This is a genomic window from Pseudomonas canadensis (genome assembly GCF_030980095.1).
Lineage (GTDB): Bacteria > Pseudomonadota > Gammaproteobacteria > Pseudomonadales > Pseudomonadaceae > Aquipseudomonas > Aquipseudomonas canadensis.
Window position 1 is genome coordinate 5,059,142 of the sequence record NZ_CP133298.1, and the last position, 18,189, is coordinate 5,077,330.

The following is an 18,189-nucleotide window of genomic DNA, read 5'->3' on the forward strand; positions in this document are numbered from 1 at the left end:
CCTAACGGCCAAGTTCAAGAATGATCCCAGATTACTTGGCAGCTGTTTCCTGCATCACACGAATAACCCGCTGTGGAAACGGAATATCAATCCCCGCCGCTTTCAAGCGGTCCCGTGCAAGTTCGTTCAACATGAACACCACGTCCCAGTAATCGGCCGTCTTGGTCCAGCAACGCAAGGAAACGGTGATCGAACTGTCACCCAAGGTCGACACCACCGCCACCGCAGCCGGGTCTGCCAATACGCGCGGATCTTTCGCCAGCTCCAGCAAAACTTCACGGGCTTTCTGCAGATCGGCTTCATAGTCGACGCCCACATCAAACACCACTTTGCGGGTCGGCTGACGGTTGGTGTTGGTGATGAGACCGTTGGACAGGCTGCCGTTGGGGATGATCACGGTCTTGTTGTCACCGGTACGCAGCACGGTGTGGAAGATCTGGATGCTGTCGACGGTGCCGGAAGTGCCTTGGGCTTCGATCCAGTCACCAATGCGGAACGGGCGGAACAACAGAATCAGCACGCCGCCGGCAAAGTTTGCCAGGCTGCCTTGCAACGCCAGGCCAATGGCCAGGGTGGCAGCACCGATCGCGGCAACGAACGAGGTGGTGGCGACGCCGATCATCGAGGCCACGTTGACCACCAGCATGACCTTGAGCGCAATGTTCGCCAGGCTGGTGATGAAGTGTTGCAGCGCCAGGTCAGCATTACGCAATGCCAGCAAACGCCCCACTCGGTGCGTCAACACGTTGATCAGCCACCAACCGATGGCCAGGGTGACCACCGCCAGCAAAAACCGGCTGCCGTATTCCATGATCATCGGTAACCAAGACTCTGAGGTCTTGATCAGGTGATCCACTTCAGCATTCAAATCCATCTACATTCTCCTGTTTACCGGATGTTCGGCGTATTGAGTGGCCATAAATGCAATTGAGCCCCGTAGGGCTCAATAGTCGGCGCAAGTACTGGGGCGTGGGACGTCAAAAACGCCCACAGGTTCCCCAAAGTGCCATCAGTCGCGGAAGTTATTGAACTGCAGCGGCATGTCGAAGGTCTTGGCGCGCAGGGCCGCGATGGCCTCTTGCAGGTCGTCACGCTTCTTGCCGGTGACGCGAACCTGCTCACCCTGGATCGCGGCCTGGACTTTCAGCTTGGCGTCCTTGATGTGAGCAACGATCTTCTTCGCCAGCTCCTTGTCGATACCTTCCTTGAGGACGGCTTCTTGCTTCATCAGCTTGCCGGAGGCGTAGGCGTCCTTGATTTCAAGGCATTGCGCGTCGATCTTGCGCTTGACCAGCGACAGCTTGAGGATCTCGATCATCGCTTCCAGCTGGAAATCGGCTTCAGCGGTCAGGTTGACGGTCAGCTCTTTTTCCTTGAATTCGAAGCTGCCCTTGCCTTTCAAGTCATAGCGACGGTCCAGTTCCTTGACGGCGTTCTCGACGGCGTTGGTGACTTCGTGTTTGTCCAGTTCGGATACCACGTCGAACGAAGGCATGTCATTTCTCCAATATAAGGGGCGGGCTCAGTAGAGATGGAGCGCGCCCAAGCTAAAATGCCGGGGCATTATAGCGGTTCTTTTGTCCCGTTCGCTGCGGGCGCCCCTTCGGAGTACAAACTGATGTCGACCACTTGGCATATTCTCGGCGCCGGCAGCCTGGGTACACTGTGGGCCACACGTCTGGCGCGTGCAGGCGTGCCCGTGCGGTTGATCCTGCGCGATGCTGCGCGCCTGGCCGATTATCAGTCAGCCAAGGGGCTGACCCTGGTGGAACAGGGCATAGAACACACTTACCCGGTGATTGGTGAAACGCCTGACAGCCCAGAGCCGATTCATCGTCTACTTGTGGCGTGCAAAGCCTACGACGCCCAAGGCGCCGTCGCTCAGCTGCAGCACCGGCTGGCACCCGACGTCGAACTGATCCTGTTGCAGAACGGCCTCGGCAGCCAGGATGCTGTGGCCGCGCAACTGCCCCAGGCACGCTGCATCTTTGCCTCCAGTACCGAAGGCGCGTTTCGCGATGGCGACTGGCGTGTGGTGTTTGCCGGCCATGGCTACACCTGGCTGGGAGACGCAAGCCACCCCACCCCGCCGCTTTGGCTGGATGACTTGCAAGCGGCCGGCATCCCCCACGATTGGAGCACCGACATCCTCACACGGCTGTGGCGCAAGCTGGCGCTCAATTGCGCCATCAACCCGCTGACCGTGCTGTACCAGTGCCGTAACGGAGAACTGCAAGCCCATCACTGCGAAGTCGCAACCCTGTGCGCCGAACTCGGCGAACTGCTGGAGTGTTGCGGCCAACCGGCTGCCGCCCAGGACCTGCAACACGAAGTGGAACGGGTGATCCAGGCCACCGCCGCCAACTACTCGTCCATGTATCAGGACGTAACCGCCGGCCGTCGCACCGAAATCAGCTATCTATTGGGCTATGCTTGCCAGGCGGCCTCTCGTCACCAACTGAACCTGCCGCACCTGCAACAACTGCAAGTACGCTTGGTGGAGCACTTGCTTGCACGCGGATTGCCCCGCGACTGAGCCACGCGCTACCCTGCCCGCCTGTCTATCACCTGGGAAAACCCTGATGCCGCTGCGCCAGCGTCTTGAAAACCTACCGGTCGGGCAGAAACTACTGGCCGCCCTGCTGGTGCTGTTGACCACCGTGTTACTGGTGGCCAACCTGACCTTTATCAGCGCCGCCTACTGGATCTCCCAGGAAAGCATGGCGCCCCAGGCCTTACAGGCCATCGGCCGCCTGGTGTCCAACCCCGCGCTCGCCGCCGAAGCCCTCGAATCGCCGGCCAAGGCTGACGCGCTGCTCAACGAACTGACCAGCTATTCGCCCTTGCGCGCCGCCGCCCTGTACGACGGCGAAGGCAACCGCCTGGCGCAGATGCAACACGGCGACCGCCTGCACCTGCCGGACAACTATCGGCACATCGAAGCCTGGCGCGTGACCGAGTTTCGCAGTAACCAAGTCATTACACTCCCCCGCGCAGGCCAGCCGTCCGGGCATTTGTTGTTGGTGGCCAGCAGCGAGTTGCCCGTAGCGTTCTATACCGGCACGTTGACGGCGAGCCTGGGCATCCTGATTTTCAGCGTGCTGTTGTGGCTGATCATCGCCCGCCAGATCAAACGGCTGATCACCCGGCCGATCCACGAACTGGAAGAGCTTTCACGCCAAGTCACCCGCGAAGAGAACTACGCCCTGCGCGCCGGTCGCGGCAACCACGATGAAATCGGCAGCCTGGCCGAAGCCTTCAACACCATGCTGTCGCGCATCGAAGCCCGTGAGCAACAACTCAAGCGCGCGCGGGACGACTCCCAGGCGGCGTATGACCAGGCTCAGGGTCTGGCGGAGGAAACTCGCCACACCAACCGCAAACTGGAACTGGAAGTGCAGGTTCGCAGCAAGATCGAGAAGAAACTCACCGGCTTCCAGAATTACCTGAACAGCATCATCGACTCGATGCCCTCGGCGCTGATCGCCCTGGATGAACAGCTCTACGTCACCCAATGGAACCAGGAGGCCAGCGCCCTCTCCGGCACACGCCTGGACGAAGCCCTCAACCAGCCGATCTACCTGGCGTTCCAGCCACTCAAGCCTTACCTGCCGCAGATCCGGGCGGCGGTTGAGCAACACACCGTGGAGCGCATCGAGCGTGTCACCTGGTTCAAGGACGACGAAGCCAAGCATTACGCCCTGACCTTCTACCCGCTGATGGGCGGGGCCGGGCGGGGCGTGGTGATCCGTATCGATGACATCACCCAGCGCCTGTCCCTGGAAGAAATGATGGTGCAGTCGGAGAAAATGCTTTCCGTGGGTGGCCTGGCTGCCGGCATGGCCCATGAGATCAACAACCCGCTAGGGGCGATACTGCATAACGTGCAGAACATCCGCCGCCGCCTGTCCCCCGATTTGCCCAAGAACCTGGAACATGCGGAACAGGCTGGCATCGAGCTGGAAACGGTCAACCACTACCTGCAAAGCCGCGAAGTGCCGCAGTTGCTGGATGGCATCCAGCAGGCCGGAGCGCGGGCGGCGAAGATCGTCACCCACATGCTCAGTTTCAGCCGTCGCAGCAACCGGCAGATGGCTCCATGCGACCTGCCTGCGCTGATCGACCAGGCCGTGGAAATCGCCGGCAACGATTTCGACCTGGCCATCGGCTTCGACTTCAAGGGCCAGGCAATCATCCGCCAGTTCGACCCTCAACTCGGCCCGGTGCCCGGCACCGCCAACGAACTCGAACAAGTACTGCTCAACCTGCTGAAAAACGCCGCCCAAGCCATTCACCTGCGTGCAGACGACAGCGAACCGGGACGCATCATCCTGCGCACGCGCCTCAACCCGCCATGGGCGGAGATCCAGGTGGAAGATAACGGCATCGGCATGAGCGAAAACGTGCGCAAGCGCACCTTCGAGCCGTTCTTCACCACCAAGGAAATCGGCCAGGGCACCGGGCTTGGGTTGTCGGTGTCGTATTTCATCATCACCAACAACCACAAGGGCCAGATGGAAGTGCATTCCACCCTGGGCCAGGGCACCTGTTTCACCCTGCGCCTGCCATTGGCCGGCAGCCAAATTCCTCCTTATGAATTGAATCAACTGGAGCACTGACCATGGGCTTTCGCCTGTCGAAAATCTACACCCGCACCGGCGACAAGGGTGAAACCGGCCTGGGCGATGGCCGCCGCGTGCCTAAGGACCACCCACGGGTGGAGGCAATTGGTGAGGTGGATACGCTGAACAGCCAGTTGGGTTTGTTGCTGGCCAGCCTCGAAGAACAGAGTGGCAAGCATCCGGAGTTAAGGGATGTGATCGAGGTGCTTACGCCTTGCCAGCATCGTTTGTTCGATCTGGGGGGGGAACTGGCAATGCCGGTGTACAAAGCGTTGAACGCTGCGGAAGTGGATCGACTGGAAGCGGCGATCGATCGTTGGAATGAGGAAGTGGGACCGCTGGAGAACTTCATCCTGCCCGGTGGCTCGGCGTTGATCGCACAAGCCCATGTATGCCGAAGCCTGGCGCGCAGTGCGGAGCGGCGGTGTCAGCAGTTGAATGCGGTTGAGTCGTTGGAAGGCGTGGGGCTGGCGTACATCAATCGGCTGTCGGATCTGCTGTTTGTGGCGGCGCGGGTGATTGCCAAGCGCCAGGGCGTGGCGGAAGTTTTGTGGCAGGCGGCCGCTAAGCCACACTAGCCTTATGAAAACGCCAAACCTGTAGTGAGCGGGCTTGCCCCGCGCTGGGCTGCGAAGCAGCCCAAATAAGGCCGCCGCATAGACTCAGACACAACACGCTGTCTGTTTTGGGGCTGCTCCGCAGCCCAGCGCGGGCAAGCCCGCTCACCACAGTGTCCGCGTCAAACCTGCGGCCAGAAAGCGCGAATCCCCGCCACACCCTGAGCCCCAGCCTCCCAAGCCTGTTCCCGCTCGGCGGGCCCAACCCCGCCTAGCAGAAATACGGGCTTGCTGAACCCACTGATCAACTCTGCCGCCTGCTCCCATCCCAATGGCTGTGCATCGGGGTGAGTCTGGGTCGGCTGCACCGGCGACAGCGTGACGAAATCCACGTCCATCATTTCCGCCAGTGCCAGCTCTTCTGCGTTGTGGCAAGACGCCGCCAACCAACGGTCTTTAGGAAGCGGTCGACCTTTGCTCGCGTATTTACGCAGTTGTGCCGAGGTCATGTGCCAACCGGCCGAAGGAAAATCCCCCAGCCACTCGAACGGTCCCTTGAGCATCAACTGAGCCTTGCCGGCGCACAGGCCTACTGCGTCCACCGCCAGGTCACGGTATTTAGGGTCGTAGCCATTGGGCGCACGCAGTTGCACCAGCTTGACGCCGCCGGCTATAGCTTTCTGGATACCCCGCAGTAACGTCGGGGTTTCCAGTTCGCCAGGGGTGATCAGGTACTCGGCAGGCAAGCGCGCCGCCGCAACGATCGGCGCATTAGCCGCCGGGAACTCATAGTTAAGCAGGTCCCGAGGAGCCACCCATTCCAACGGTTGCCCCTCGACTCCGTGCGGCTCGCCGGTAAACGCCGAGACTTCCCAGACATCCAGCAACACCTGTTTGTCCGGGTAATCATGCTGCACCTTGATCAGCGGCCGCGCCGTGGTGACCTGGATGCCCAGCTCTTCCTGCAATTCGCGGGACAGTGCGGTTTCAACCGACTCATCGGCCTCCACCTTGCCGCCGGGAAACTCCCAGAGGCCGCCCTGATGCTGGGTATCGGCGCGGCGCGCCAGCAGGATCCTGCCGTCGACACCGCGGATAACCGCGGCTGCTACATGCACTCGTTTCACCGTGCTTATCCTCTTAGGTACGGTATTCCGCGTTGATCTTTACGTACTCGTGGGACAGGTCGGTGGTCCAGATGGTTTCGCTGCACGCGCCGCGACCCAGCTCGATGCGGATGGTGATTTCTTCCTGCTGCATCACCGCCGAGCCCTGGGCTTCGGTGTAGGTCTCGGCGCGGGCGCCACGGCTGGCGATGCACACGTCACCGAGGAACACGTCGATCTTGCTCACGTCCAGGTCCGGCACGCCGGCACGGCCCACAGCGGCCAGGATACGGCCCCAGTTCGGGTCAGAGGCAAACAGCGCCGTCTTGATCAGCGGCGAATGCGCCACGGTGTAGCCAACGTCCAGGCATTCCTGGTGATTGCCGCCGCCATTCACTTCAACGGTAACGAACTTGGTGGCGCCCTCGCCGTCACGCACGATGGCCTGGGCGACTTCCATGCACACTTCGAATACGGCCTGCTTCAACGCCGCGAATAGCGGGCCGCTGGCCTCGGTGATTTCCGGCAGGTTGGCCTGGCCGGTGGCGATCAGCATGCAGCAGTCGTTGGTCGAGGTGTCGCCATCGATGGTGATGCGGTTGAACGACTTGTTGGCGCCGTCGAGGATCAGGCTGTGCAGCACGTCGCGGGAGACTTTGGCGTCGGTGGCGATGTAGCCGAGCATGGTGGCCATGTTCGGACGGATCATGCCCGCGCCCTTGCTGATACCGGTCACGGTGACGGTCACGCCATCGTGCACGAACTGGCGGCTGGCGCCCTTGGGCAGGGTATCGGTGGTCATGATGCCGATTGCTGCCGCGGCCCAGTTATCCACAGACAGGTCGTCCAGCGCGGCTTGCAATGCGCCTTCGATTTTCTCGACGGGCAGCGGTTCACCGATCACGCCGGTGGAGTACGGCAGCACTTGGCTGGCGTCGACGCCGGTCAACTGGGCCAGCTTGGCGCAGGTGCGCGCGGCCGCCACCAGGCCTGGCTCGCCGGTGCCGGCGTTGGCATTGCCGGTGTTGGTCAGCAGGTAACGGATCGTGCCGGCAACGCGCTGCTTGGCCAGGATCACTGGCGCGGCGCAGAACGCGTTGAGGGTGAACACACCGGCGACGGTCGAGCCTTCGGCACAGCGCATCACTACCACATCCTTGCGCCCCGGGCGCTTGATGCCGGCCGAAGCGATACCGAGTTCAAAACCTGCAACCGGGTGCAATGTGGGCAAAGGACCAAGACCAACAGCCATGAATGCGCTCCTTAAAAATCAGATGATGTCTGTGCCGTCGTGAGCAACGGCGAAATTAATGGCAAAACGCCGCGACGGCAGAGGCCGGTCGCGGCGCAGGGTGTAGCAGCGTCAGGCAAAAATCTTATTCGATCTGGCCGTGGCAGTGTTTGAACTTCTTGCCCGAACCGCAGTAGCACAGCTCGTTGCGGCCCAGCTTCTGGTCATTGCGAACCGGGGTTTGAGCCAGGGCCACGTCGACCTCTTCGCCCAATACCTCAGGCGCTTCCAGCCCCGGTGCTTCGTCATGCTGGAACTGCATGCGCGCAGCCAGAGCTTCGGCTTCCTGACGCAGGCGGGCTTCTTCCTCGATCGGGTCTTCGCGACGCACCTGAACGTGGGACAGCACGCGAATCGAATCGCGCTTGATCGAATCCAGCAGTTCGGAGAACAGCGTGAACGACTCGCGCTTGTACTCCTGCTTCGGGTTCTTCTGCGCATAGCCACGCAGGTGGATGCCGTGACGCAGGTGGTCCATGGTCGACAGGTGGTCTTTCCACAGATCGTCCAGCACGCGCAGTACGATTTGTTTCTCGAAGGTGCGCAGCGCTTCGGCACTCGCCTGTTCTTCTTTCTCGTTGTACGCGGCCAGCAATTCGGCCATCAGTTTTTCACGCAGGGTTTCTTCGTACAGGTGATCGTCTTCGTCCAGCCACTGCTGAACCGGAAGGTCGACACCAAAATCGCTCTTCAACGCCGCTTCCAGACCGGCAACATCCCACTGCTCTGGCAGAGACTGTGGCGGAATATGTGCGCTGACGGTGGCGTTGAGTACATCCTGACGGAAATCAGCGATGGTCTCGCCAATGTTGTCGGCAGCCAGCAACGTGTTACGCATGTGATAGATCACTTTACGCTGTTCGTTGTTGACGTCATCGAACTCGAGCAGTTGCTTACGAATGTCGAAGTTGCGGCCTTCAACCTTACGCTGAGCCTTCTCGATGGCGTTGGTCACCATGCGGTGCTCGATCGCTTCGCCGGACTGCATGCCCAGGGCCTTCATGAAGTTCTTCACGCGGTCCGAGGCGAAGATGCGCATCAGGCTGTCTTCCAGGGACAGGTAGAAGCGGCTGGAACCGGCGTCACCCTGGCGACCGGCACGACCACGCAGCTGGTTGTCGATACGACGCGATTCGTGACGCTCGGACGCAATCACCTGCAGGCCACCGGATTCCAGCACGGCCTGGTGGCGCTTCTGCCAGTCAGCCTTGATCTGGGCGATCTGCTCAGGGCTCGGATTTTCCAGTGCCGCGACTTCCACTTCCCAGTTACCGCCCAACAGGATGTCGGTACCACGACCGGCCATGTTGGTCGCGATGGTCAGTGCGCCTGGGCGACCGGCCTGGGCAATGATCTCGGCTTCTTTTTCGTGGAACTTGGCGTTCAGGACCTTGTGCTCGATGCCTTCCTTATTAAGCAGGTTGGACACGTGCTCGGAAGTCTCGATGGTGGCAGTACCCACCAGGATCGGGCGACCCTGGGCCATGCCGTCCTTGATGTCGTTGATGATTGCCGCGTACTTCTCTTCGGCCGTCAGGAACACCAGGTCGTTGAAGTCTTTACGCGCCAACGGCTTGTTCGGCGGAATGACCATCACGGCCAGGTTGTAGATCTGATGGAATTCGAACGCTTCGGTGTCGGCCGTACCGGTCATGCCGGACAGCTTGTTGTACAGACGGAAGTAGTTCTGGAAGGTGGTGGACGCCAACGTCTGGCTTTCAGCCTGGATGTTGAGGTGTTCCTTGGCTTCGATGGCCTGGTGCAGACCTTCGGACAGACGACGACCCGGCATGGTACGGCCGGTATGTTCGTCAACCAGCACGACCTGGCCATCCTGCACGATGTATTCGACGTTGCGATGGAACAGCTTGTGGGCGCGCAGGCCGGCATACACGTGGGTCAACAGGCCCAGGTTGTGTGCCGAGTACAGGCTTTCACCTTCGGCCAGCTCGCCGATCTGGGTCAGCATCTCTTCGACGAACTGGTGACCGGCTTCGTTGAGTTCGACCTGGCGGGTCTTCTCGTCGATGCTGAAGTGACCTTCTTTGGTCACCACGCCTTCCACTTCCTCAATGTGCTGCTCCAGGCGCGGAATCAACTTGTTGATTTCGGTGTACAGGCGCGAGCTGTCTTCGGCCTGGCCGGAGATGATCAGTGGGGTACGGGCTTCGTCGATGAGGATGGAGTCGACTTCGTCGATCACGGCAAAGTTGAGTTCGCGCTGGAATTTTTCATCCATGCTGAACGCCATGTTGTCGCGCAGGTAGTCGAAGCCGAATTCGTTGTTGGTGCCGTAGGTAATATCGCAAGCATAGGCTGCGCGCTTCTCTTCCGGCGGCTGGAACGGCGTTACCACGCCGACGGTCAGGCCGAGGAATTCATACAGCGGGCGCATCCAGTTGGCGTCCCGGCGGGCCAGGTAGTCGTTCACCGTCACAACGTGCACGCCCTTGCCGGACAGTGCGTTGAGGTAAACGCCCAGGGTTGCCACCAGGGTCTTGCCTTCACCGGTACGCATTTCGGCAATCATGCCTTCATGCAAGGTCATGCCGCCGATCAACTGGACATCGAAGTGGCGCATGCCCATGACACGCTTACCGGCTTCACGGGCGACCGCAAAGGCTTCGGGCAGCAGCTTGTCGAGGGTTTCACCTTTGGCTATGCGGGCCTTGAACTCTTGGGTCTTGGCGCGCAATTGCTCGTCCGAAAGGGCAACCATCTGCTCTTCGAAGGCATTGACCAGCTGCACCGTCTTGAGCATGCGTTTGACTTCGCGCTCATTCTTGCTTCCAAAAAGTTTCTTTAACAAAGGCGCAAACATATCGGCAGGTTCTTCCACACATAGGGATGGAGGGCGCACCGTGAGTGGCCCGAGCAGCCCTCACGGCCGCATGCGAACGCGCATTCTACCCGGATTCGTGGGTGAGGAAAGTGGCGTTGTTCCCCGATGCTGGCATGGTGCTGTGAGAGGGCTTGTTTAAAATAAGGGCTTTTGCCGGAACTTCAACCCATGGAGCGCAGAAGTTACCAATTGATTTGATGAATAAAATCCACGGAATGCATTGCCTGGGGCCGTACAGGTGGGTTCTGCTAAGATGGCGGCTCTGTTACTTAAGGTGTCCAATAATGGCATTTCGCCCCTTATCAGCCCGCGCTCCCGCCGTGTTGCTTCGTGATGCCAAGCCGCTGAAAGCCATCTTTGGCCATGCTCAACGCCTGGACCGCCTGCAACGACTGCTTGAAACCCAACTGCAACCGGCTGCACGCGAACATTGCCGCGTGGCGTCGTGGCGTGAAGGCAACCTGCTGCTTATTGTCACAGATGGCCACTGGGCGACACGTTTGCGCTATCAGCAAAAACGCCTGCAGCGTCAATTGATGGCCTTTGATGAATTCGCCGGTCTGACGCGCATCCAGTTCAAAGTGCAACCGCCCACCACCCAACCCGGCGTGGCGGAGCATATTCATGACCTGTCGCCCAGTGCCGCCGAAACCATTCAGGCAACGGCCGACGGCATCAGCAACCCAGGCTTGCGTGCGGCGCTTGAACGCCTGGCGGCCCACGCCAAGCCCAAGCCCTGACTCGCTATTTGCGCTTGCTGCCGCCCAATAACGACCCCAACAAGCCACGCACCAGTTGCCGCCCCATCTGATTGGCGGCTTGCTGCATCGCGGACTTCAACGCCTTGCCTGCGGTTGTGCCAAGGAACGCCCCGGCCTTGTCCGTAAAGCTGGGCTCCTCAGCGGCCGGTTTGCCCTCTTCGGTTGACCCAAGCTCTTTGCGTGCCATCAGCACTTCATATGCGGATTCCCGATCAATCGGCTTGTCATACCGGCCCAGCAACGGCGAACTGGCCACCAATGCCGCCCGCTCGGCTGCGCTGAGCGGGCCGATCCGCGATTGCGGCGGTGCGACCAGGACGCGCTGCACGACTTCCGGCGTCCCCTTTTCCTGCAGTGTTCCCACTAAAGCCTCGCCCGTGCCCAGCTCGGTCAGTACCGAAAGGGCATCAAAGGCCGGGTTCGGCCGAAAACCGTCGGCTACGGCGCGCAAGGACTTCTGTTCCTTGGTGGTAAACGCCCGCAGGCCGTGCTGGATACGCAGGCCGAGTTGGGCCAGCACGCTGTCCGGCAGGTCGCCTGGGGATTGCGTGACAAAATACACGCCAACACCCTTGGAGCGGATCAGCCGCACCACCTGCTCCAGACGCTCCTGCAACGCTTTGGGCGTGTCAGCGAACAGCAAATGCGCCTCATCGAAAAACAGCGCGAGCAGCGGTTTGTCAGCGTCACCGCGCTCGGGCAGTTGCTCGAACAACTCCGCCAACAGCCACAACAGGAACGTCGCATACACCTTCGGCGCCTCATGCACCAAGCGGCTGGCGTCCAGCAGATGGATGCGACCACGCCCCTCACCGGTAGGCTGCAGGATATCTTCCAACTGCAGGGCCGGCTCACCAAACAAGGCTTCAGCGCCCTGCTGCTCCAGCACTGCCAGGCGTCGCAACAGTGCCTGGCTGGAACCGGTGGTCATCAGCGCCGCGTCTTCACCCAGCAACTCCGGGTGATAGCGCAGATGGTTGAGCAATGCCTTGAGGTCCTTGAGGTCCAGCAACAACAAGCCTTCGCGATCGGCCACCTTGAACGCCGCGTAAAGCGCCGACTGCTGGCTATCGGTGAGTTCCAACAGGCTGCCGAGCAACAACGGGCCCATTTCACTGATGGTAGTGCGCAATGGATGGCCGGACTGCCCGTGGATATCCCACAGCGTGACTGGGTAAGCCTTGGCCGTGTAATTGAGGAACGGCATGCCGGCGATGCGCTCGGCCACCTTACCCTGCGGGTTCGCCGCAGCGCCCAGGCCGCACAAGTCGCCCTTGATATCCGCCGCAAACACCGCTACGCCGGCGTCACTGAAAGCTTCGGCCAGGCGTTGCAGCGTGACGGTCTTGCCGGTGCCGGTGGCGCCGGCGATCAACCCGTGACGATTGGCCAGGCGCATGGCCTGGGCGATGGGCTGGCCGTCGAGGCCGGCGCCGATTAGGAGTTGCGAGGAGTCAGGCATTTCGTCACCCATGGTTAATCTTTAGTGCGGCCAGGTCGATACAGAGAAGTGTGAGACCCACAAAGTCCAAAAATAGGTCAGATAGTTCCCACAGGGACCACCGGAACCATCACAAGAAGTATCACACCTTTTTTGACGCTGCCATTTTGCGCCTCCCATAAGGACGCGCTTCGGATATTAAGACCTTAGCGGACCCTACAAGCCATGAATAAAAATCTGCGCTTCAGCCACAAAATCCTGCTTGCAGCCTCCCTTATCGTCATTGCCGCATTTGCGCTGTTTACCCTCTACAACGACTACCTGCAACGCAACGCGATTCGCGACGATCTCAACAACTACCTGCATGAAATGGGCGATGTGACCGCCAGCAACATTCAAACCTGGCTAACCGGGCGCATTGCCCTGGTGGAAAACGCCGCACAAAACATCGCCATCAACCCCGAACCGTCCGCGGTTGCTGGCCTGCTGGAACAGAAAACCCTGACGTCTTCCTTCATGGCGACCTACGTCGGCGACAGCAAAGGCGCCTTTACCATCCGCCCAGACACCAAGATGCCAGACGGTTTCGACCCGCGTGTCCGCCCTTGGTACAAGGGCGCCCAGAGCAGCAACGGTTCAACCCTGACCGAGCCGTATATTGATGCGGCCACCGGCAAGTTGATCATTTCCGTTGCCACTCCCAGCACCCAAGGCACCCAGAGCATTGGTGTGGTCGGTGGGGACCTGAGCCTGCAAACCCTGGTGGATAACATCGGCGCGCTGAACTTCGGCGGCATGGGTTACGCGTTCCTGGTCAGCGCCGACGGCAAAGTATTGGTACATCCGGACAAAAATCTGGTGATGAAGACCCTGGCCGACGTGTATCCGAAAAATACGCCGAAGATCAGCGCCGACTTCAGCGAAGTCGAGGCCAACGGCAAAGACAACATCGTGACCTTTACACCGATCAAGGGACTGCCCTCGGTGAACTGGTACCTCGGTATTTCAGTCGATAAAGACAAATCCTACGCCATGCTCAGCGAGTTCCGCACCTCAGCGGTCATCGCCACGCTCATTGCAGTGGTGATCATCATTGCCCTGCTCGGCATGCTGATCCGTATCTTGTTGCAACCGCTGCATGTAATGACCCGCGCCATGCAGGACATCGCCGATGGCGAGGGCGACCTGACCCGTCGCCTGACCATCCAGAATCACGATGAGTTCGGCACGCTGGGTAATGCCTTCAACCGCTTCGTGGAGCGTATTCATACGTCGATTCGTGAAGTGTCTTCGGCCACCGAACAGGTCAACGAGGTGGCACTGCGGGTCGTCAGTGCCTCCAACTCGTCGATGGTCAATTCCGATGAGCAGGCCAATCGCACCAACAGCGTCGCGGCGGCCATCAATGAGCTGGGCGCTGCGGCCCAGGAAATCGCGCGCAATGCGGCGCAAGCCTCCCATCAGGCCAGCGATGCACGTCACCTGGCTGAGGATGGCCAACAGGTGGTGGAACGCAACATCAAGGCGATGAACCAGTTGTCTTCGATGATCAGCGCTTCCAGCAGCAACATCGAAGCGCTCAATAGCAAAACGGTGAACATCGGGCAGATCCTCGAAGTGATCACCAGCATTTCCCAGCAAACCAACCTGCTGGCATTGAACGCTGCCATCGAAGCAGCCCGTGCCGGGGAAGCCGGACGTGGGTTTGCGGTAGTCGCAGATGAGGTGCGCAACCTGGCACATCGCACTCAGGAATCGGCGCAACAAGTGCAGAAGATGATTGAAGAGCTGCAAGTCGGCGCGCGGGACTCGGTCAGCACCATGGGTGATAGCCAGCGCCATAGTCTTGAAAGCGTCGACATCGCCAACCTGGCCGGCGAACGCCTGAATAGCGTGACCCAGCGCATCGGCGAAATTGATGGTATGAACCAGTCAGTCGCCACCGCCACTGAAGAACAGACTTCGGTGGTGGAGTCGATCAACATGGACATTACCGAGATCAACACCCTCAATCAGGAAGGTGTGGAAAACCTGCAATCGACGCTGCGTGCTTGTGCCGACCTGGAACAACAGGCGGCACGGTTGAAACAATTGGTTGGCAGTTTCCGGATCTGATCAGGCGTCCTTGGGCTCGGACTTGGCCTGCTCCTGCTCCTGCTCCTGCTCCCACAGTTCGGCGGCACCGGGAAATTCGGTGCCGTCCTCGCTGCTCAGGTCATCCGGGTCGTATCGACTCAAACACCCCTCCCCTAATGTGGCGGGGGCTTTTGAGGTGGCTTTGTCCAGCGGATCACTCATGACTCACTCCTCGGCAGCATAAAGAAAAAGGGCCTGGGACGATTTAACGCCCAGGCCCTTCATTCTTCAATCACAACAGTTCGATCAGAACACGACGGTCTTGTTGCCGTGCACCAGCACGCGGTCTTCCAAGTGGTAACGCAGGCCACGGGCCAGCACCATCTTCTCGACGTCACGGCCGAAACGCACCATGTCTTCAATGCTGTCGCTGTGGCTGACACGCACCACGTCTTGCTCGATGATCGGGCCGGCGTCCAGCTCTTCGGTGACGTAGTGGCAAGTAGCACCGATCAACTTCACGCCACGCAGGGACGCCTGGTGGTAAGGCTTGGCGCCGACGAAAGACGGTAGGAAGCTGTGGTGAATGTTGATCACCTTGCCAGCATATTCGCGGCACAGTTCCGGCGGCAGGATTTGCATGTAGCGCGCCAGCACCACTACGTCGGCTTCGTGCTGCTTGACCAGGCGTGAGACCTCAGCGAACGCCGGCTCCTTGTCCTGCGGGTTGACCGGCACGTGGTAATACGGGATGCCATGCCACTCGACCATGCTGCGCAGGTCGTCATGGTTGGAGATCACACACGCGATCTCGCAGTCCAACTCATCGCTGTGCCAGCGATGCAGCAAGTCGGCAAGGCAGTGGGATTCACGGCTGGCCATCAACACCACGCGCTTTTTCTGCTCGGTGTCGGTGATATGCCAGGTCATCGAAAACTCTTCGGCGATCGGCGCAAATGCGTCGCGGAAGGCATCAAGACCAAAAGGCAGCGAATCGGCACGAATCTCGTGACGCATGAAGAACCAACCGCTGAGATTGTCCGAGTGATGACTCGCCTCGGTGATCCAACCGTTGTGGGAGGCCAGAAAGTTACTGACTTTGGCAACGATACCAACCCGGTCCGGGCAAGCAATCACCAGCCGAAAAGTGCGCATTAGGGGAAAACTCCAGAACTTCGCAAAGGCCGCCATTCTAGCGATTGCGCAGGAAAACTGCAGTATTCGTTGACGCTTATTCTGATCGCCGGCCGACGGCATGTCCCTTAATAGCCTATGGTTTTACCACCTTTATATGAATTTAGTACGTCACCCTATGGCAGGTTCACGTATTTTAGGGGAATTATCTTAAGGCCTACGCCCTAGTAATTAACTCGAATGCATAGCAATGCTACAAACATTCAATGTAATTCACATAAATGCGAGCTTAAATGTTTACTTGGGTAAACTGCCTGACTATTATTGGGCCACTGTCCCTCTCAATCAGCGCTCTACATAAGGTAGTCCACATGTCCCTGATCAACGAATACCGTGCCACCGAAGAAGCTATCAAAGAGCTGCAAGCCCGTTTGAAGAACCTGTCCCAAGACGACAAACTGCAAACCGAGCTGGAATTCGAAGGCAAACTGCGCGCCCTGATGGGTGAATACTCCAAATCCCTGCGTGACATCATCGCGCTGCTGGATCCAGAGTCGAAAGTTAAAGCACCGCGTGGCGCCGTGAAAACTACCGGCACCAAACGTGCTCGCAAAGTCAAACAGTACAAAAACCCGCACAACGGCGAAGTGATTGAAACCAAAGGTGGCAACCACAAAACCTTGAAAGAGTGGAAAGCCAAGTGGGGCGGTGACGTGGTTGAAGGCTGGGCTACCCTGCTGGGCTAAGCCTCGCCAGGCTTACGCCTGATACGCGACACATTAAAAACGCCAGCCTGCTGGCGTTTTTTATTGCCGGTGTATGTGTGACGATCGACTACAGATTCACCTTATGTGCCAGCAAGTCGGCATATTCCTGCCACCGCTCAAGCACCTCCGCCTGAAAAGGTGTCGCACTAACTGCAAACTCTTGTTTAGCCTGCTTAAATGCCGCAAGGGTATTCGGCGCGCCCCACTCCGGGTCCGTCAAACGTTGCTGACAGAAAAGCTGCCAACGTTGTTGCTCCTCACTGTTCAAGGTATCGGGGAAGTTACGCGCTCGGTAGCGGAAGAGTAATTCAGGCAACCGATGATCATCGAAAGGCCATTGCTGGCGAGCTAATTGTGCAGGCTCGGCCATCCTGACTTGTTCACATAAACGTCGATCACGATCTCCGATAAAGCCATCGTATAGCTGTTGCTCCGGGTCTGAACTCGGGGTGAAATCTTCCTCGGCATAAATAGCCGCCAACTTATCGCGCCAACACTCCTGTGCGTCAGTTAGCCGCAGGGCACGCTCCTGATAAAGATTCATATCCAAGTGCAGACGCTCACGATCTTCTGCCCGAAGCACATTCAAGGGCGCAACCACGGGGCAGCGATTGATGTGCACCAACTTGAGCGGGACCGGTAACTCGCCCTCGGCAAGATCGTCACGACGGGTGTAGAGGCGCTGGCGCAAGGTATCTGCATCCAGGTCCAGCAACCCTTGAGGATCGAGTCCGAGGTCGCAGACGATCAGTGCATTTCGGTTGCGTGGGTGCCACGCCAGTGGCACTACGACGCCCAGATAATGACGCTCGGCGGAAAAACGCCCGGAGATGTGCACCATGGGTTGCAGTAAGCGCACCTGGTCCATCACCGCCTGCTTGCTGCGCAGTTGAAACAGCCACTTGAACAGCTTGGGCTGTTTCTCACGAACCAATCGGGCCAGGGCAATAGTGGCTCGCACGTCGGACAGAGCATCGTGCGCCTGACCATGGTCGATACCGTTGGCTTCGGTCAGGCGCTCCAGTTTGAGCGTGACGCGCCCATCCTGTTGCGGCCATTCAATGCCTTCCGGGCGTAGGGCGTAGGCCGTGCGAATCACGTCGATCAGATCCCAGCGGCTGTTACCGCCCTGCCACTCACGTGCGTAAGGATCGAAGAAATTGCGGTACAGGCTGTAGCGCGTCATTTCATCGTCAAATCGCAAGGTGTTGTACCCAGCGCCACACGTACCCGGGGCGGCCAGCTCAGCATGCACCCGAGTCATGAAATCGGCCTCGGCCAGGCCTTTTTCCGCGAGGATTGCGGGAGTAATGCCGGTAATCGCGCAGGCGATGGGATGGGGCAGGATATCGTCGCTGGGCAGGCAATAAAGATTGACCGGCTCGCCGATCTCATTGAGTTCGTGGTCTGTCCGAATGCCGGCTACTTGAAGCGGGCGGTCATTGCGCGGATTGATGCCGGTGGTTTCATAGTCGTACCAGAAAATGGAGGTCACGGGCTTTTCCTGTACTGAAGATCGACAAAGTCTAGGCGCTGGACGACGTCCACGGCCAGCACCAAATCAACTGTACAAACATCCAGCAAAACCTTGA

At 59.3% G+C, this 18,189-nt stretch carries 15 protein-coding genes and 1 pseudogene; 7 read left to right on the plus strand and 9 right to left on the minus strand.

Features of this window, described 5'->3' with window-relative positions:
- Nucleotides 1-31: 31 nt before the first annotated feature.
- Together RB216_RS23535 and RB216_RS23540 are read right to left on the minus strand one after the other, a co-directional pair.
- Entirely contained in the window at nucleotides 32-874 is an 843-nt protein-coding gene (locus RB216_RS23535) for a mechanosensitive ion channel family protein (RefSeq protein ID WP_028617748.1), read from the minus strand.
- A 135-nt stretch (nucleotides 875-1,009) separates the two neighbouring features.
- Nucleotides 1,010-1,495, minus strand: coding sequence for a YajQ family cyclic di-GMP-binding protein (locus RB216_RS23540; RefSeq protein ID WP_003175814.1), 486 nt, complete (start codon nucleotides 1,493-1,495; stop codon nucleotides 1,010-1,012).
- Nucleotides 1,496-1,618: 123 nt separating this feature from the next.
- On the opposite strand from RB216_RS23540, the gene RB216_RS23545 reads away from it, so the two are divergent.
- Genes RB216_RS23545 through RB216_RS23555 form a run of 3 tightly spaced genes read left to right on the plus strand, consistent with a single transcriptional unit; the run spans nucleotide 1,619 to nucleotide 5,200 of the window.
- The gene (locus tag RB216_RS23545; RefSeq protein WP_028617749.1) at nucleotides 1,619-2,536 is read left to right on the plus strand and encodes a putative 2-dehydropantoate 2-reductase; all 918 of its coding nucleotides are present in this window, start codon (nucleotides 1,619-1,621) and stop codon (nucleotides 2,534-2,536) included.
- 46 nt (nucleotides 2,537-2,582) lie between these two features.
- Nucleotides 2,583-4,619 carry a sensor histidine kinase gene (locus RB216_RS23550; RefSeq protein WP_308907957.1) on the plus strand — a complete coding sequence of 679 codons (2,037 nt, stop codon included), beginning with the start codon at nucleotides 2,583-2,585 and terminating at the stop codon, nucleotides 4,617-4,619.
- 2 nt (nucleotides 4,620-4,621) lie between these two features.
- Nucleotides 4,622-5,200: a cob(I)yrinic acid a,c-diamide adenosyltransferase gene (locus RB216_RS23555; RefSeq protein WP_068937975.1), complete on the plus strand. Its 579-nt coding sequence runs from the start codon at nucleotides 4,622-4,624 to the stop codon at nucleotides 5,198-5,200.
- Nucleotides 5,201-5,361: 161 nt separating this feature from the next.
- Here RB216_RS23555 and RB216_RS23560 read toward each other — a convergent pair whose 3' ends face one another.
- The 3 genes from RB216_RS23560 to secA form a co-directional block, all read right to left on the minus strand.
- Nucleotides 5,362-6,306, minus strand: a complete 945-nt coding sequence (locus RB216_RS23560; RefSeq protein WP_308907958.1) for a Nudix family hydrolase — start codon at nucleotides 6,304-6,306, stop codon at nucleotides 5,362-5,364.
- A gap of 13 nt (nucleotides 6,307-6,319) precedes the next feature.
- The gene (gene argJ, locus RB216_RS23565) at nucleotides 6,320-7,537 is read right to left on the minus strand and encodes a bifunctional glutamate N-acetyltransferase/amino-acid acetyltransferase ArgJ (protein WP_308907959.1); all 1,218 of its coding nucleotides are present in this window, start codon (nucleotides 7,535-7,537) and stop codon (nucleotides 6,320-6,322) included.
- A 124-nt stretch (nucleotides 7,538-7,661) separates the two neighbouring features.
- Nucleotides 7,662-10,397: a preprotein translocase subunit SecA gene (gene secA / locus RB216_RS23570; protein ID WP_028617754.1), complete on the minus strand. Its 2,736-nt coding sequence runs from the start codon at nucleotides 10,395-10,397 to the stop codon at nucleotides 7,662-7,664.
- Between the two features lie 305 nt (nucleotides 10,398-10,702).
- Here secA and RB216_RS23575 point away from each other — a divergent pair, with 305 nt between their 5' ends.
- A complete protein-coding gene (locus RB216_RS23575) occupies nucleotides 10,703-11,158 on the plus strand; it encodes a DUF721 domain-containing protein (protein ID WP_028617755.1) in 456 nt (151 codons plus the stop codon).
- Nucleotides 11,159-11,162: 4 nt separating this feature from the next.
- On the opposite strand, the gene RB216_RS23580 is transcribed toward RB216_RS23575, so the two are convergent.
- The gene (locus tag RB216_RS23580; protein ID WP_028617756.1) at nucleotides 11,163-12,641 is read right to left on the minus strand and encodes a helicase HerA-like domain-containing protein; all 1,479 of its coding nucleotides are present in this window, start codon (nucleotides 12,639-12,641) and stop codon (nucleotides 11,163-11,165) included.
- A 204-nt stretch (nucleotides 12,642-12,845) separates the two neighbouring features.
- On the opposite strand from RB216_RS23580, the pseudogene RB216_RS29920 reads away from it, so the two are divergent.
- Together RB216_RS29920 and RB216_RS29925 are read left to right on the plus strand one after the other, a co-directional pair.
- Nucleotides 12,846-13,877: pseudogene (locus RB216_RS29920) on the plus strand (HAMP domain-containing protein); the annotation flags it as partial.
- A gap of 93 nt (nucleotides 13,878-13,970) precedes the next feature.
- Nucleotides 13,971-14,735 (plus strand): methyl-accepting chemotaxis protein, encoded by a 765-nt coding sequence (locus tag RB216_RS29925; protein ID WP_370468594.1) that lies wholly within the window; start codon nucleotides 13,971-13,973, stop codon nucleotides 14,733-14,735.
- On the opposite strand, the gene RB216_RS23590 is transcribed toward RB216_RS29925, so the two are convergent.
- Nucleotides 14,736-14,918: a hypothetical protein gene (locus tag RB216_RS23590; RefSeq protein WP_308907960.1), complete on the minus strand. Its 183-nt coding sequence runs from the start codon at nucleotides 14,916-14,918 to the stop codon at nucleotides 14,736-14,738.
- 84 nt (nucleotides 14,919-15,002) lie between these two features.
- Nucleotides 15,003-15,851: a formyltetrahydrofolate deformylase gene (purU, locus tag RB216_RS23595; protein WP_010208067.1), complete on the minus strand. Its 849-nt coding sequence runs from the start codon at nucleotides 15,849-15,851 to the stop codon at nucleotides 15,003-15,005.
- A gap of 350 nt (nucleotides 15,852-16,201) precedes the next feature.
- Here purU and mvaT point away from each other — a divergent pair, with 350 nt between their 5' ends.
- Nucleotides 16,202-16,576, plus strand: a complete 375-nt coding sequence (mvaT, locus tag RB216_RS23600; protein ID WP_016970296.1) for a histone-like nucleoid-structuring protein MvaT — start codon at nucleotides 16,202-16,204, stop codon at nucleotides 16,574-16,576.
- 88 nt (nucleotides 16,577-16,664) lie between these two features.
- On the opposite strand, the gene sbcB is transcribed toward mvaT, so the two are convergent.
- Nucleotides 16,665-18,092 carry an exodeoxyribonuclease I gene (gene sbcB / locus RB216_RS23605; RefSeq protein ID WP_068937970.1) on the minus strand — a complete coding sequence of 476 codons (1,428 nt, stop codon included), beginning with the start codon at nucleotides 18,090-18,092 and terminating at the stop codon, nucleotides 16,665-16,667.
- Nucleotides 18,093-18,189 lie beyond the last annotated feature (97 nt).

Excerpts from the sequence above, each read along its gene's own strand:
- RB216_RS23535 (WP_028617748.1), bottom strand. The coding sequence starts at position 874 with ATGGATTTGAATGCTGAAGTGGATCACCTGATCAAGACCTCAGAGTCT.
- RB216_RS23540 (WP_003175814.1), bottom strand. The coding sequence starts at position 1,495 with ATGCCTTCGTTCGACGTGGTATCCGAACTGGACAAACACGAAGTCACC.
- RB216_RS23545 (WP_028617749.1), top strand. The coding sequence starts at position 1,619 with ATGTCGACCACTTGGCATATTCTCGGCGCCGGCAGCCTGGGTACACTG.
- RB216_RS23550 (WP_308907957.1), top strand. The coding sequence starts at position 2,583 with ATGCCGCTGCGCCAGCGTCTTGAAAACCTACCGGTCGGGCAGAAACTA.
- RB216_RS23555 (WP_068937975.1), top strand. The coding sequence starts at position 4,622 with ATGGGCTTTCGCCTGTCGAAAATCTACACCCGCACCGGCGACAAGGGT.
- argJ (WP_308907959.1), bottom strand. The coding sequence starts at position 7,537 with ATGGCTGTTGGTCTTGGTCCTTTGCCCACATTGCACCCGGTTGCAGGT.
- secA (WP_028617754.1), bottom strand. The coding sequence starts at position 10,397 with ATGTTTGCGCCTTTGTTAAAGAAACTTTTTGGAAGCAAGAATGAGCGC.
- RB216_RS23575 (WP_028617755.1), top strand. The coding sequence starts at position 10,703 with ATGGCATTTCGCCCCTTATCAGCCCGCGCTCCCGCCGTGTTGCTTCGT.
- RB216_RS23580 (WP_028617756.1), bottom strand. The coding sequence starts at position 12,641 with ATGCCTGACTCCTCGCAACTCCTAATCGGCGCCGGCCTCGACGGCCAG.
- RB216_RS29925 (WP_370468594.1), top strand. The coding sequence starts at position 13,971 with ATGGTCAATTCCGATGAGCAGGCCAATCGCACCAACAGCGTCGCGGCG.
- RB216_RS23590 (WP_308907960.1), bottom strand. The coding sequence starts at position 14,918 with ATGAGTGATCCGCTGGACAAAGCCACCTCAAAAGCCCCCGCCACATTA.
- purU (WP_010208067.1), bottom strand. The coding sequence starts at position 15,851 with ATGCGCACTTTTCGGCTGGTGATTGCTTGCCCGGACCGGGTTGGTATC.
- mvaT (WP_016970296.1), top strand. The coding sequence starts at position 16,202 with ATGTCCCTGATCAACGAATACCGTGCCACCGAAGAAGCTATCAAAGAG.